Below are 12,664 nucleotides of genomic sequence, written 5' to 3'. Positions count from 1 at the left end.
ATACCAGACCGGAGCGGAAAAATCAGTATAAACAGACATACTGCGCGGATTTATGTGATCAGCATAAATTCTGTGCATCGCAAAGCGTGTTGCTGAGAACGGAGTGAGCAGTAACAACATATCCGATGCATCTGCGCGCAGGATATGGTACAATGGGGGAATGTGGAGTATGATATATGCAAAGCATGATATATGCAGGATAAAGGATCAGAATAAAGAATGAGAGTAAAGCGACAGGAGGAAGAATCATGAGTAAGATCGTAAATATCACATCAAAAGAGGATAAGGATCAGAAGCTGCAGGATATAGCAAATTCACTGGAGGAGCTGAAGGATGTAATGGCTGAAGTGATAGAAGCCTATGAAGAAGAAAATGCGGACAGCCGGAAGATGGACACGTTGACAGAGGCACTGGATGCGCTTGAGGACGCTTATGAGGCCGTTAACGATGTGCTGCTGGAGGAAATCTGATCATGCAGTATAAGGTTCTGAAGATAGAAGAAGACATGGATTTCGGCTGTGAAGAGCGACAGCCGGGTGAAGCACTTATGTCAGTAGTGCTGGTGGAAGATGAGAATGGAAATGAAACAAGTCTGCGACATGATGACGGACTTCTGTATGAAAGAGATATCAATGAGGGAGATCTTGTTACCATGGACGGGCAGCATCAGCTGTGGAAATTGTAAAACAGAAAGGGACGTACATCATTGGATTTTGTCATGACCGCACTGTTTGTGGTTATGTTCATTGATCAGTGGGAAGATGCACAAGATCATAAGCCGGCGCTGGTCGGAATTGTATGCTCTGTGATCTGCCTGGTGATCTTTGGAAGCGGGAAGTTTATCCTTCCGTTAATGGCATCGATCGTTTTATGCTTCCTGGGAATGAAGAAGCATGAGGAGAAGAGAAAAAAAGAACGTATACAGAAGTCAGGAGAATATCAGGCATGACAGTTGGGATATAGCCGGACAGGAGGGATAAGGAATGACTATGACAATAACACAGCAGATCATAACGGTTGTGGTAGTGGTCCTGGGGACTATGACAACGCGATTTTTGCCGTTTATCATATTTCCGGAAGGAAAGGAACCGCCGGCTGTGATCACCTATCTGGGAAAAGTGCTGCCCTGTGCAGTGATCGGATTGCTGGTGGTATTCTGTCTGAAGGATGTGCCGGAAAGTACTTATTACGGACTGCCAGAGCTGATTGCAATACTGTTCATTGTGGTATTACATAAATGGAAGAAGAGTACATTGCTCAGCATAGGAGGGGGAACGGTGTTTTATATGGTGCTGGTGCAGACCATATTTGGTTAGGCAGAAATATGTGAAAAACAGAAAATGAAAAGCTAAGGCAGGATACGATAACCGTATCCTGTTTTTTTGATTGCTGCAGTAATTTATGAAAATGCTGTAGATCAGATAAGCAGGCGCAGGATTGTATGTAAAGGTGCAATAAGCCGTGAAAAGAAGCGAGCGGTCGTGAAAATGAGCGCGTCCGCAAGGGACGCACAGATGTATTTCCTTGTTCCTGGAAAATACAGAGGAAATATGCCGGGATCAGAGGAATCTGTAATTGTAACAGAACAACGATACCCCTTACTTGTTTGTGAATCCGATTGCACAGGTCTAAAAGCCTCAGCGTAGCTGGAAGCAATAAATAGTGTGTGTGGAATGGTGTGTTATGAAAATAACAAAAATGAGTAACTTTTGCTCTCACAATGGAATAAAAAACGACAAGACACTATGCGGCTTTATGGCTGTAAATGCATGCGTTTCAAGAGTTTATACAGGGAACATGGAATACCATGAAATGTGAATAAATTAACACATAATTTTGAAAAATATACTCAAAATATAACCATACTATATTGACAAAATTAAAAATAAATGATAATCTGTGACCAGAACAAAACGAGAATGAATAAAATTTTTATGAAGTTAAGAATAAAAAGGTAAGCACGAAAGGAGTATCCTAAAATGGCTGAGATCAAAAAAATGGGTTACTGTGTAAACGGTGAGTGGAAAGAGTCAAAGGCAGAGAAATACATGGATGTTACAGATTCCAGTACAGGTGAGGTGATCGCGCAGGTTCCCTGCTGTACACCGGATGAGGTAGAAGAGGCGATCGCTTCCGCACAGGCTGCATTCCCGGAATGGTCCTCACTTTCTCTTGCAAAGAGACAGCAGTATATGTTCAGATGGAGAGATGTTCTTTATGCTCATAAGGAAGAACTTTCCGTACTTTGTGCAAAAGAGCTCGGAAAGAACATCAAAGAGGCAAGAGGAGATGTTCAGAAAGCAATTGAGCCTACAGAAGAGGCATGTGCACTTCCGACAATGATCCAGGGCGATGCTGCAATGCAGGTAACTACAGGATATGATACAGCTACATATCGCAAACCACTTGGAGTAACTGCTGGTATTGTTCCGATGAACTTCCCGGCAATGATCCCATGGGGCTGGATGGTTCCACTTTCCATTGCATGTGGAAATACAGTAGTACTGAAAGCAAGCTCCCAGACACCACTTACAGCTATGAGGATCATGGAGCTTTTCTATACAGAGGGCGGATTCCCGAAGGGTGTTGTAAACCTTGTGACCTGCAGCCGTGTAGAGGCTGATATCCTTCTTACAGATGAGAGAGTAAAGGCTGTTACATTCGTAGGAACAACAGGTGTTGGTAAACAGGTATATTCCAAAGCAGCAGCTCATGGCAAACGAGTTCAGGCACAGTGTGAGGCAAAGAACCATGCACTTGTACTTGAGGACTGCAACCTTGAGGCTACTGTTAATGCGATCATCAACTCTACATACGGATGCGCAGGTATGAGATGCATGGCTCTTCCGGTTGTATGCGTACAGGATAGTATCGCAGACGAATTTGTTTCACTTCTTAAGAAAAAAGCAGAGGCTATGAAGCTTGGCTGTGCATATGATGAAGATACCGATCTCGGCCCGGTTGTAAATGCAGGCCATAAGGAGAAGATCTGTAACTGGATCCAGAAGGGTATCGATGAGGGTGCGGAGCTTGTACTTGACGGACGTAATGTAGTAGTTCCGGGATATGAGAACGGATTCTTCGTAGGACCGACAATTCTTGATCATGTAACACCTGAGATGACAGTTGGAAACCGTGAGATCTTCGGACCGGTAACCTGTATCAAACGAGTAAAGGATTACGAGGAAGGCATCGCAGTCATGAATGCCAATCCATTTGCAAATGGTTCTTGTATCTTTACACAGAGCGGATATTACAGCCGTAAATTCGCTATGGAGACAGATGGCGGTATGGTAGGAATCAATGTAGGTATCCCGGTTCCGACAGCATACTTCCCATTCTCCGGAAACAAGGATTCCTTCTTTGGTGATCTGCACGTTCTCGGAAAAGACGGCTATCGTTTCTTCACAAGAGCAAAAACAGTTACAACACACTGGTTCGATGAAGCTGCCGGAAAGAGAAAGGTCGGCACATGGGAAGGAAGTACTGAGGCTTAAGAAAGCTTCATAAATAAATTTATGACACGGAAAGGCAGATCGGGTAAGATCTGCCTTTCAGATAAAATCCTCTAATGAAATGAGCATATTCAAAAACGGTGCATCTGCTGGATTTCCGGCAGATGCACCGTTTTTTAGGGCCAATATCCGATTTAATCGATCGTCATAACACGGATGCCGTGCTCCTGGCAGAAGCTGTCGTATTCTTCAGGAAGTGGCTGGTCGGTTACGATGGCGTCAAGCTTTTCCATGGAAGAATAGGTCATAAGCGAGATCCGGCCGAATTTGGAATGATCTGCAAGAAGGATCATGCTGTTGGCATTCTCTGCGATGGCTTTTTTGGTGATGTATTCCTCGGCGCTGGCATTGGTAAGTCCGCTCTTCATGGTTACACCTGTGCAGGCCATAAAAGCCATGGAAATGTTGTAGGTCTGCAGATAATCATTGATATCCGGTCCTGTGAAGGACAGGGTCTTGCGGTTCAGCTTTCCGGGAACGGAAATGATATCCAGGTTCGGATAGGATGCTGCCTTGTTGAAGATAAGCAGGCTGTTGGTCAGGATCGTACAGTGCTTATCTGCAATAAAATCAACCAGGTTTAGGCAGGTTGTACCTGTATCGATATAGATGGTATCGTCTTCTGCCACAAGCTCTGCGGCACGGCGGCAGATTTCTTTCTTTTCGTCAGGAAAACGTCCGCCACGCTCTTCGTAAGACAGAAGGGGAAGAGTCTGTGGAGTTTCGAGTGCTGCGACACCGCCATATACTTTCATGATACTGCCACGTTTCAGAAGGATATCGACATCTCTTCTGATGGTGTTTTTGGATACGTTGAATTTCTCACATAATGTATCGAGAGAAGCGTTCTTATGCTCCAGCACATATTCTTCGATCATGTCCAGTCGCTGTGATTTCATAGAGGTCTACCTTCTTTCTATTGGTTAAGTCTTGGTTATATTTTATCATAAAAGAAGGTAGAGATAAAGTGCTTTTATAAGAACATACCAAAAATTATTTCCCTTCAAAAATATCTTGACGAAATTCTTATTTGAATGTAATATGAAAACGGTTTTCAAATTCAAATCTGCCATGTAAGGTGCAGTTGATAGAAGAGAGTAGGAAATATAATGGAAGAAAAAATGAAATACAGCACCAGGCAGCAGAAAATAATTCTGGAATGCCTGCAGGAATATGGAGATACATTTTATACCATAGATCAGTTTATGGAGCTCCTTCGTGGAAAAGAGATCCAGATCGGAAGGACAACGGTATACAGAGGACTGGAGCGGCTGCAGAAGGAGGGAGCGGTGCTGAAGGTTCCGTCTGTGGAGGGAGCGCCTGCCCAGTATCGTTTTATACGTGATGAGGAGCGGAAGAATTACGGTAAGCTTGTGTGTCTGGAATGTGGGCATACGATTCCTCTGCAGTGTGGATGTATCGATCATTTTGTGGGACATGTGCTGGATGAACACGGATTTGAGATCGATCAGAGCCGGACGATCTTTTATGGATATTGTGACAGCTGCAGGAGGCTAAAAAAATGAATGTTAACAGAGGGAAGATGACAGCGGCAGCAGTTCTGGCGGTGACGCTTCTTGTTGTGGGCGGTGTGACCGGATATGGTTTGTACAGGGCCGGAACGGTGGGACAGCCATTTGTGGAGGATGGCCGACTGAAGGTGATGGCCAGCTTTTATCCCATGTATGATTTTGCCCGGAAGGTAGGGGGCGACAGGATCCAGGTAAAGGATATGGTTCCGGCGGGAACGGAGCCTCATGACTGGGAGCCGGCGGCAACGGATATCCGGAATCTTGAGGATGCAGATGTGTTTGTCTATAATGGTGCGGATCTGGAGCACTGGGCGGAGGATGTACTGGATACTCTGGAGAATCAGGATCTGGTTGTGTCTGAGGCATCGGATGGTGTGGAGCTTCTGGATGGAGGACATGATCATGCTCATGGTGATGAAGGAAAAGATCCTCATGTCTGGCTTGATCCTATGCGTGCAAAGCAGGAAATGAAGAATATCAGGGATGCTTTGGTAAAGGCTGATCCTGGGAACGGTGATTATTATGAAGCAAATTATGAGAAATATGCCGGTGAATTTGATGAGCTGGATCAGGAGTTCAGAGATGGTCTGAAAGGTACGAAGAGCCGGGATATCATAGTGGCGCATGAGGCTTTTGGATATCTATGCAATGCCTATGATCTGAAGCAGCTGGCTATCGAAGGGCTGACACCGGATTCAGAGCCTGATCCTGCCAAGATGCAGGAAGTGATCGAGTATGCGAAAAAATACGACATCCATACCATATTTTTTGAGGAGCTGGCAAGTCCCAAGGTGGCGAAGACAGTGGCGAAGGAAGTGGATGCGGTGACGGCTGTGTTGAATCCGATCGAGGGATTAAGTGAGGAGGATATAGAGGCCGGAGAGGATTATTTTTCTGTGATGAGGAAGAATCTGGAGGCACTCAGGAAGGCATTGAACTGAAGGTGCAGGACAGTAGCTGTAACAAAAAAGGAGAAATTATGGGAATTTTGATAGAAAATCTTTCGTTTCACTATACAGGGACACCTGTGCTGGATCAGGTGAACCTGGAGGTGAAGGATGGCGATTATGCCATCCTTACCGGTGAAAACGGAAGTGGAAAAAGTACATTTCTGAAGCTTCTTCTGGGCGAACTGAAGGCGCAGGAGGGAAGTATCACTGTAAATGGAAAAGATATTTCTGCCACATTCGGAAAGGGAGATCTGGGATATGTTCCACAGAACAGTATCAGCAGAAACCAGAATTTTCCGGCGACTGTGGAAGAGATCATGATGACAGGTGTGTATTCCTCTTCCTGGAAGGCACGTTTCCGGGCAAAAAAAGAGATCCCGCGTTTGAAAGCCGCACTTGCGGAAATGGAAATGGAAGAGTTCTGGAAAAGAAGGATCGGAGATCTTTCCGGAGGACAGCAGCAGAGGGTTATGCTGGCACGTGCGCTGGCAGGAAAACCGAAGATCCTGATCCTGGATGAGCCTACCACAGGAATGGATATGGTTTCTGTGAAAACACTTGCAGAAGTTCTGAGGAAGCGGAATGAGGAACAGGGGCTGACGATCCTTATGGTTACTCATGGAAATTCCGGTGAGTTTAAAGGAGCAAACCGGTTCTTTAAAGCGGAAGAGGGGAGGATCGACGAAGTATGAGTATTTTACAGTATGGATTTATGCAGAGGGCTTTTCTGGTGGGAATCCTTCTGGCTGTGATCACGCCCTGCATCGGGATCACCATTGTTCTGAAACGGATGTCCATGATCGGAGATGCGCTTTCCCATTCTTCACTGGCCGGTGTTGTGCTGGGACTGATACTTGGAGTGAATCCGGTAGCCGGTGCAGTAGTGATGTGCATCGTAGCTGCTCTTGGAATTGAGGCTATCCGCAAAAAAATCCCGCGTTATTCGGAGGTGGCGATCTCCATCGTCATGTCTGCCGGGATCGGACTGGCCGGTGTGCTGTCCGGCTTTGTGGAAAACGGTGCCAGTCTGAACAGCTTTTTGTTCGGAAGTATTGTGTCCATCAGTGAAGGAGAGCTGGCGCTGGTAGTTGTGATCAGTGTGCTGGTACTGGCAGCAGTGCTGTTTTTTTACAGGGAACTATTTTATATCGGATTTGATGAAAATGCGGCAAGGATCTCCGGTGTTTCCGTGCGGAATATTAATTTTCTTTTTACTATTCTGACGGCTCTGACAGTTTCCATTGCGTCCCGTACAGTAGGGACCCTGATCGTTTCCTCCATGCTGGTAGTTCCGGTGGCGTGTGGGATGCAGATGGCAAAAAGCTATAAGGGTACACTGATCTGTGCCATTATCGTGGCGGTATGTACCACCATTGCCGGACTGTTTCTTTCCTATTATGCCGGACTGAAACCAGGTGGAATGATCGTTCTTCTTGAGGTTGCGTGGTTTGTAGTTGTGATGACAGTGAAAAGTTTTAACAAATAAAACACATTTTTCCCACAAAGTAAACACAATTAACCCATATACTTTGAAGCATCAAAAGGAAACAGAGAAGAATTTTTTCCCAGGGAGGATTTAACCATGAACAATAACAGAAAATTAAAAATAAAGAAAATGATGAAAAAAGGTGCAACCATCAGCCTGTGTGCAGTACTTGCTGGCGGCATTGGAGTTGGTGCATATGAAGGTATAAATTATTTCTCCGGTGCACAGTCCGTACAGGCGGCAACCGACAGCTCCGAGAATCTGACTCTTATGAAGTCTGATAAAAAATCAAATAAAGACAGCAAAGATACAGAGGCTACAAAATCCTCCGATACAAAGGGCAGTCTGGATGTATCAGATGTTGCTGAGGAGGCAATGCCTTCTGTAGTTGCCATCACAACCAAGTCCGTTCAGGAGGTTCAGGATTATTACAGCATGTTTGGTTCCCAGTATGCGCCGAGCCAGGAGCAGGAAGTTGAAGGAAGCGGTTCCGGTATTATCATCGGAAAAACAGATTCTGAGCTGCTGATCGCCACAAACTATCATGTTGTGGATGGTGCCGATACCTTGTCAGTTGCCTTTGCAGATGGTAATGCTTATGAAGCTACGGTAAAGGGCTTTGATGAAAACGAGGATCTTGCAGTTGTTTCTGTTGCAACGAAGGATGTTTCGGATGATACAATGGATGCAATTTCTGTTGCAAAGATCGGAAGCTCTGATGATCTGAAGATCGGTGAGCAGGTTGTTGCCATCGGTAATGCACTTGGCTATGGCCAGTCCGTTACTACCGGTATTGTCAGTGCTAAGAACCGTAAGACAGATGCATCAGGACAGATCGAGGGTGATTCTACAGATAACAGCAGCAGTATCAACAAGGGCGTGAACCTGATCCAGACAGATGCGGCTATCAATCCCGGTAACAGTGGCGGTGCGCTTCTGAATATGGATGGTGAGGTTGTTGGTATTAACTCTTCCAAGCTTGCTTCTACTGAGGTTGAAGGTATGGGGTATGCCATTGCAATTTCTGATGTTGCGGATTCTCTTGAGAACATGATGAATGCCAAGGCAAGAGATAAAGTGGATAATCATGGTATCCTTGGTATCACAGGCAGTACAGTAAGTACGGAGGCAGTACAGATTTATGGTATCCCGCAGGGTGTATTTGTTTCGAAGGTAACCGAGGGCGGCCCTGCCGATGATGCAGGTATTACCAAGAATATGGTCATTACAGAGTTTGATGGTAAAACGATCACCAGTATCGATCAGCTGGTTGAGCTGCTTCAGTATTATGAGCCGAAGGAAAAGATCGATGTGACGGTTGCAGTTCTGGATGGCAATGAGTATAAGGAGAAGACACTCACTGTAAAACTTGGTAAAGATGACAGTTCCAGCAAGGATAGCAAGGACAGCTCTGAGGATAGCACGTCCCAGGATTCCCAGGATGCAGATATCCCAGATATCCAGGGAGGACAGGATGATTCCGATCAGGGGGATGCAGATGCATTTGCTGATGATGGAGAAGCCAGCCTGTTCAGAGATTTTGAGCAGAATGGCTTGTATGACTGATCAGTCCTAAATTATAGATGGAGAGCATTTTCGAGGTGAAGAACCGCAATCAGTTCATCCCCTCCATGAATCCGCAGGAAAGAAACCAGAAATACAGCGGATGGAAAAAGTTCTCGTATAATAAAACGGGAGCTTTAGGCAGCGGCAATTGCTTGACCCCATGTGTATGTCAGATTATAATAAAATAACAGGCATTTCCGGATGCATTCCAGATGTATCGGAAATGACGGAAAGCCGGTCTTTGCCAGTATCATGTGCAGAGGCCGGCAAAAGTTATATTCAGAGATAAATGATCATCCATTTGCAGTAGCTGTGCAGTGGCATCCGGAGATGATGTATGATTCTTCAGAACAGCTGAAGCTTCTCCGGGCATTTGTGGAGGCAGCAGGGAAGGAGACGGAAGCATGAATATTTGTATCTATGGAGCGTCCAGCGCAGAGCTGAAAAAGATCTATTATGAGAAAACGGAAGAGCTGGGACAGCTGATGGGGAAACGTGGCCACGGCCTTGTTTTCGGAGGTGGAAAAGAGGGGCTGATGGGGGCGGCAGCCCGGGGTGTTGACAGAGAAAAAGGTTATATCCTAGGTATCGCACCGAGATTTTTTGACCAGCCGGGAGTGTTGTATGAGCATTGTACAGAGTTCATTTTTACTGAAAATATGCGTGAGAGGAAGCACCTGCTGGAAAGCCGCTCGGATGCGACCATCGTGGTACCTGGGGGAATTGGTACTTATGAGGAGTTTTTTGAGATTCTGACATTGAAGAGTCTGGGACGGATCGACAGGCCGATCGTTCTTTATAATATTCAGGGATATTACGACAGCATGCAGGCACTCCTGGAATACACAGCAGGGGAAAAATTTATGTCCAGAGATGTTGTGGGTATGTGCCGGTTCATGAAAGACCCGGAGGAGATCCTGGATTATATTGAGAATTACCGGAATTATGGGGGAAGGCTATAAATAAAATACAGTACGGCTAATACAACAGCCCTGTATATAAGATCGTGCGAAGGGGATTTTTACAGGAGAAGATATATTTTATGAGGAAAATAATGTTAAATGGCCAGTGGGAGCTGGCAGAAGCAGGAAATGACAGATTATGTGAGGTACAGGTTCCGGGATCTGTGCTTTCCGGGCTCTATGGTGCCGGGAAGATCGAAGATCCTTTTTACCGGACAAATGAGGATGTGACAAGGGAACTGTTCCGGAAGGATTATGAATTCAGCAGAACATTTGTGGCTGCAGAGGATATCCTGAAAGAAGAAAAAATAATTCTGGTCTGTGAGGGGCTGGATACTCTTGCAGATATTTATATCAATGGGCAAAAAGCCGGATCTGCAGATAACATGCATCGTACCTGGAAGCTGGATGTGAAAGAATTTCTTCATTCCGGGGAGAATCAGATCCGGATCGTTCCGGTCGGTATTCAAGTATATCGAAGCTTATGAGTATGAAGATAATAAAGAGATCCACTATGTTCCCTGCGGTGGAATGAAAGGAAACCAGCTGATCCGGAAGGCTCATTGTATGTTTGGATGGGACTGGGGCCCCCAGACCATTGATGCCGGGATTTTTCGGGATATTTATCTGGAAGCATACAGTCATCCGAGAATTGAGGATGTGAAGATCACACAGGTGCATGGGGATAATGCTGTGGATGTGTGTACAACTGTGGCTGTAAGCGGAGATGCTGTGGATAAGTGTCAGGTGAGAGTGACGATCCAGGAGGATGCAGAGAGCGTCTGTGGACATAGAACAGGTGCTAACGACCGAAAAACGGAAGCCCATGTATGCAAAGTGGGGGAGACTGTATCAGCGAATAATAATCCAGCAGTGCTGACATCCTCGATCCACAACCCGAAGCTCTGGTGGCCAAACGGCTACGGCGATCAGCCGTTATATAAAGTTCAGGTGGAACTTCTGGACGAGTATGGCACAGTTCTGGAAACCATAACGAAGCGCATCGGTCTCCGTACCCTTACCATCAGCCAGGAAAAAGATCTCTGGGGAAAAGAGTTCGCGTTCTGTGTCAATGGCGTGAAAATTTTTGCCATGGGGGGAAATTATATTCCGGAGGACTGCATCTATTCCAGGATCACACCGGAGGTCCAGAAGTATCTTCTGGAATCCTGCAAACGTGCCAATTTTAACTGTGTCCGTGTGTGGGGCGGCGGTTATTATCCTTCGGATCATTTCTATGATCTTTGTGATGAGATGGGACTGATCGTATGGCAGGATCTGATGTTCGCATGTAATGTTTATGATCTTACAGAAGAATTTGAAGATAATATCACGAAGGAGATCACGGAAAATGTAAAACGTCTCCGTCATCATGCATCCCTTGGCCTGTGGTGCGGAAACAATGAGATGGAGTCTGCCTGGGATCACTGGCCGGAGGTACAGAGTGAGTCGAAATATCTCCGTGCGGACTACATAAAAATGTTTGAGTATGTGATTCCGAAAGCAGTGAGGGCGGCAGACAGCGAGACCTTTTTCTGGCAGTCTTCCCCAAGCTCCGGAGGCTGCTTTGATGATCCGGACGATGAGAACAGAGGAGACTGTCACTACTGGGATGTATGGCATGGTCAGAAGCCTTTTACAGATTATCAGAAGCATTATTTTCGTTTTTGCTCGGAGTTTGGCTTCCAGTCTTTTCCGTGCCTGAAAACTGTGGAGAGCTTTACGGAAGAGAAAGATAGGAATATTTTTTCCAGGGTGATGGAGAACCACCAGAAAAATCCTGCAGCTAACGGAAAGATCCTGTATTATCTTTCCGAGAATTTCCGTTATCCGGAGAATTTCCGCAAGCTTCTCTATGTGAGCCAGATCCTTCAGGGAATGGCCATGAAGTATGGAGTAGACCACTGGAGACGTCACAGAGGCCGCTGTATGGGTACCCTTTACTGGCAGATCAATGACAACTGGCCGGTGGCATCCTGGGCAAGTATCGACTACTTTGGCCGCTGGAAGGCACTTCATTATATGGCAAAAAAATTCTATGGGCCACAGGCGGTGAGTATGTGCATGGATGGGGATATCATGCAGGTGTATCTGGCAAATGAAAGTATGGACGCACAGTCATATCAGGTTGCCTTTTATGTGAAAAATATGGAATGCGAGATTCTTGAGAAGCTTACCGGAACGGGCACTGTGGGTGTGCAGGAGTCCGCTCCGATCCTGGCGGTGGATGTTTCCGGATGGGAAGACAAGAAGTATGAGATCTTTCTTGAGGCGGAAGTGACACTTGCTGACGGAGGTGTGCTCTGTGATGTGGAGACCCTTGTTCCGTATAAATATCTGGAGCTGGATAAACCGGAGATCACTGCCGAGGTGGAGGAGCAAGGTGATGCATTTGTGATCCATTTAAAAAGTAGCTGCTTCAGCCCGTTTACAGCTATTGGATTTACTGATGCGGATGTTACTCTGGAGGATAATTTTTTCCATATGACAGATGGAGAGGAAATGTGTGTCCGGCTTGATAAGAAAGATATCCGAAATGGAGAGATTCTGGATGCAGCGGATCTGACACAGCAGATGGAGATCCTGACGCTGGCATAGAAAGCTTTTAAATAAAAAAGACGCGGCCTTTTATCGGAGGATAAAAAGGTTCGCG

15 protein-coding genes are annotated in these 12,664 nt (G+C 45.8%); 14 read left to right on the top strand and 1 reads right to left on the bottom strand.

Features of this window, described 5'->3' with window-relative positions; translation table 11 throughout:
* Nucleotides 1-248: 248 nt before the first annotated feature.
* The 5 genes from CCC17_RS04590 to CCC17_RS04570 all read left to right on the top strand — a co-directional run bounded on the left by CCC17_RS04590 (nucleotide 249) and on the right by CCC17_RS04570 (nucleotide 3,497).
* On the top strand, nucleotides 249-470 hold the full coding sequence (locus tag CCC17_RS04590; protein WP_015526439.1) for a hypothetical protein: 222 nt from the start codon (nucleotides 249-251) through the stop codon (nucleotides 468-470).
* Nucleotides 471-472: 2 nt separating this feature from the next.
* Nucleotides 473-685 carry a hypothetical protein gene (locus CCC17_RS04585; RefSeq protein WP_118608993.1) on the top strand — a complete coding sequence of 71 codons (213 nt, stop codon included), beginning with the start codon at nucleotides 473-475 and terminating at the stop codon, nucleotides 683-685.
* Between the two features lie 21 nt (nucleotides 686-706).
* Complete coding sequence (locus CCC17_RS04580; protein ID WP_287082592.1) at nucleotides 707-949, top strand: hypothetical protein; 243 nt, start codon at nucleotides 707-709, stop codon at nucleotides 947-949.
* 40 nt (nucleotides 950-989) lie between these two features.
* Nucleotides 990-1,316 carry a branched-chain amino acid transporter permease gene (locus tag CCC17_RS04575; RefSeq protein WP_287082733.1) on the top strand — a complete coding sequence of 109 codons (327 nt, stop codon included), beginning with the start codon at nucleotides 990-992 and terminating at the stop codon, nucleotides 1,314-1,316.
* Between the two features lie 663 nt (nucleotides 1,317-1,979).
* Nucleotides 1,980-3,497, top strand: a complete 1,518-nt coding sequence (locus tag CCC17_RS04570) for a CoA-acylating methylmalonate-semialdehyde dehydrogenase (RefSeq protein ID WP_021651218.1) — start codon at nucleotides 1,980-1,982, stop codon at nucleotides 3,495-3,497.
* Between the two features lie 152 nt (nucleotides 3,498-3,649).
* Here the strand turns inward: CCC17_RS04570 and CCC17_RS04565 are convergent, their stop codons facing one another.
* Nucleotides 3,650-4,414, bottom strand: coding sequence for a DeoR/GlpR family DNA-binding transcription regulator (locus tag CCC17_RS04565; protein WP_015526435.1), 765 nt, complete (start codon nucleotides 4,412-4,414; stop codon nucleotides 3,650-3,652).
* 210 nt (nucleotides 4,415-4,624) lie between these two features.
* On the opposite strand from CCC17_RS04565, the gene CCC17_RS04560 reads away from it, so the two are divergent.
* The 9 genes from CCC17_RS04560 (at nucleotide 4,625) to CCC17_RS04520 (ending at nucleotide 12,609) form a co-directional block, all read left to right on the top strand.
* The gene (locus tag CCC17_RS04560) at nucleotides 4,625-5,041 is read left to right on the top strand and encodes a Fur family transcriptional regulator (protein ID WP_015526434.1); all 417 of its coding nucleotides are present in this window, start codon (nucleotides 4,625-4,627) and stop codon (nucleotides 5,039-5,041) included.
* Nucleotides 5,042-5,058: 17 nt separating this feature from the next.
* Nucleotides 5,059-5,988 (top strand): metal ABC transporter substrate-binding protein, encoded by a 930-nt coding sequence (locus CCC17_RS04555; protein WP_373152967.1) that lies wholly within the window; start codon nucleotides 5,059-5,061, stop codon nucleotides 5,986-5,988.
* 38 nt (nucleotides 5,989-6,026) lie between these two features.
* Complete coding sequence (locus CCC17_RS04550) at nucleotides 6,027-6,689, top strand: metal ABC transporter ATP-binding protein (protein ID WP_015526432.1); 663 nt, start codon at nucleotides 6,027-6,029, stop codon at nucleotides 6,687-6,689.
* Nucleotides 6,686-7,483: a metal ABC transporter permease gene (locus CCC17_RS04545; RefSeq protein ID WP_015526431.1), complete on the top strand. Its 798-nt coding sequence runs from the start codon at nucleotides 6,686-6,688 to the stop codon at nucleotides 7,481-7,483. The genes CCC17_RS04550 and CCC17_RS04545 overlap by 4 nt, the downstream gene beginning before the upstream one ends.
* Before the next feature lie 96 nt (nucleotides 7,484-7,579).
* Nucleotides 7,580-9,049, top strand: a complete 1,470-nt coding sequence (locus tag CCC17_RS04540) for a S1C family serine protease (RefSeq protein ID WP_287082591.1) — start codon at nucleotides 7,580-7,582, stop codon at nucleotides 9,047-9,049.
* Nucleotides 9,050-9,250: 201 nt separating this feature from the next.
* Nucleotides 9,251-9,457, top strand: a complete 207-nt coding sequence (locus CCC17_RS04535) for a hypothetical protein (RefSeq protein WP_015526429.1) — start codon at nucleotides 9,251-9,253, stop codon at nucleotides 9,455-9,457.
* Nucleotides 9,454-10,011, top strand: coding sequence for a TIGR00730 family Rossman fold protein (locus CCC17_RS04530; RefSeq protein ID WP_015526428.1), 558 nt, complete (start codon nucleotides 9,454-9,456; stop codon nucleotides 10,009-10,011). Before CCC17_RS04535 ends, CCC17_RS04530 begins: the two co-directional genes overlap by 4 nt.
* Before the next feature lie 80 nt (nucleotides 10,012-10,091).
* Nucleotides 10,092-10,499 carry a glycosyl hydrolase 2 galactose-binding domain-containing protein gene (locus CCC17_RS04525; protein ID WP_287082589.1) on the top strand — a complete coding sequence of 136 codons (408 nt, stop codon included), beginning with the start codon at nucleotides 10,092-10,094 and terminating at the stop codon, nucleotides 10,497-10,499.
* Nucleotides 10,438-12,609, top strand: coding sequence for a beta-mannosidase (locus tag CCC17_RS04520; protein ID WP_442859767.1), 2,172 nt, complete (start codon nucleotides 10,438-10,440; stop codon nucleotides 12,607-12,609). Before CCC17_RS04525 ends, CCC17_RS04520 begins: the two co-directional genes overlap by 62 nt.
* Nucleotides 12,610-12,664: the final 55 nt, after the last annotated feature.

It is taken from the genome of Blautia sp. LMAG:36, from assembly GCF_008680535.1.
In the GTDB taxonomy this organism is placed as follows: domain Bacteria; phylum Bacillota; class Clostridia; order Lachnospirales; family Lachnospiraceae; genus Blautia_A; species Blautia_A fusiformis.
Note: the sequence above shows the minus strand (reverse complement) of the source record. Positions and strands in the feature narration are given on the sequence as shown.

Bases quoted from the DNA above. Each gene is read 5' to 3' on its own strand.
- CCC17_RS04590 (WP_015526439.1), top strand. From the start codon at position 249: ATGAGTAAGATCGTAAATATCACATCAAAAGAGGATAAGGATCAGAAG.
- CCC17_RS04585 (WP_118608993.1), top strand. From the start codon at position 473: ATGCAGTATAAGGTTCTGAAGATAGAAGAAGACATGGATTTCGGCTGT.
- CCC17_RS04575 (WP_287082733.1), top strand. From the start codon at position 990: ATGACAATAACACAGCAGATCATAACGGTTGTGGTAGTGGTCCTGGGG.
- CCC17_RS04570 (WP_021651218.1), top strand. From the start codon at position 1,980: ATGGCTGAGATCAAAAAAATGGGTTACTGTGTAAACGGTGAGTGGAAA.
- CCC17_RS04565 (WP_015526435.1), bottom strand. From the start codon at position 4,414: ATGAAATCACAGCGACTGGACATGATCGAAGAATATGTGCTGGAGCAT.
- CCC17_RS04560 (WP_015526434.1), top strand. From the start codon at position 4,625: ATGGAAGAAAAAATGAAATACAGCACCAGGCAGCAGAAAATAATTCTG.
- CCC17_RS04555 (WP_373152967.1), top strand. From the start codon at position 5,059: ATGACAGCGGCAGCAGTTCTGGCGGTGACGCTTCTTGTTGTGGGCGGT.
- CCC17_RS04550 (WP_015526432.1), top strand. From the start codon at position 6,027: ATGGGAATTTTGATAGAAAATCTTTCGTTTCACTATACAGGGACACCT.
- CCC17_RS04545 (WP_015526431.1), top strand. From the start codon at position 6,686: ATGAGTATTTTACAGTATGGATTTATGCAGAGGGCTTTTCTGGTGGGA.
- CCC17_RS04540 (WP_287082591.1), top strand. From the start codon at position 7,580: ATGAACAATAACAGAAAATTAAAAATAAAGAAAATGATGAAAAAAGGT.
- CCC17_RS04535 (WP_015526429.1), top strand. From the start codon at position 9,251: ATGCATTCCAGATGTATCGGAAATGACGGAAAGCCGGTCTTTGCCAGT.
- CCC17_RS04530 (WP_015526428.1), top strand. From the start codon at position 9,454: ATGAATATTTGTATCTATGGAGCGTCCAGCGCAGAGCTGAAAAAGATC.
- CCC17_RS04525 (WP_287082589.1), top strand. From the start codon at position 10,092: ATGAGGAAAATAATGTTAAATGGCCAGTGGGAGCTGGCAGAAGCAGGA.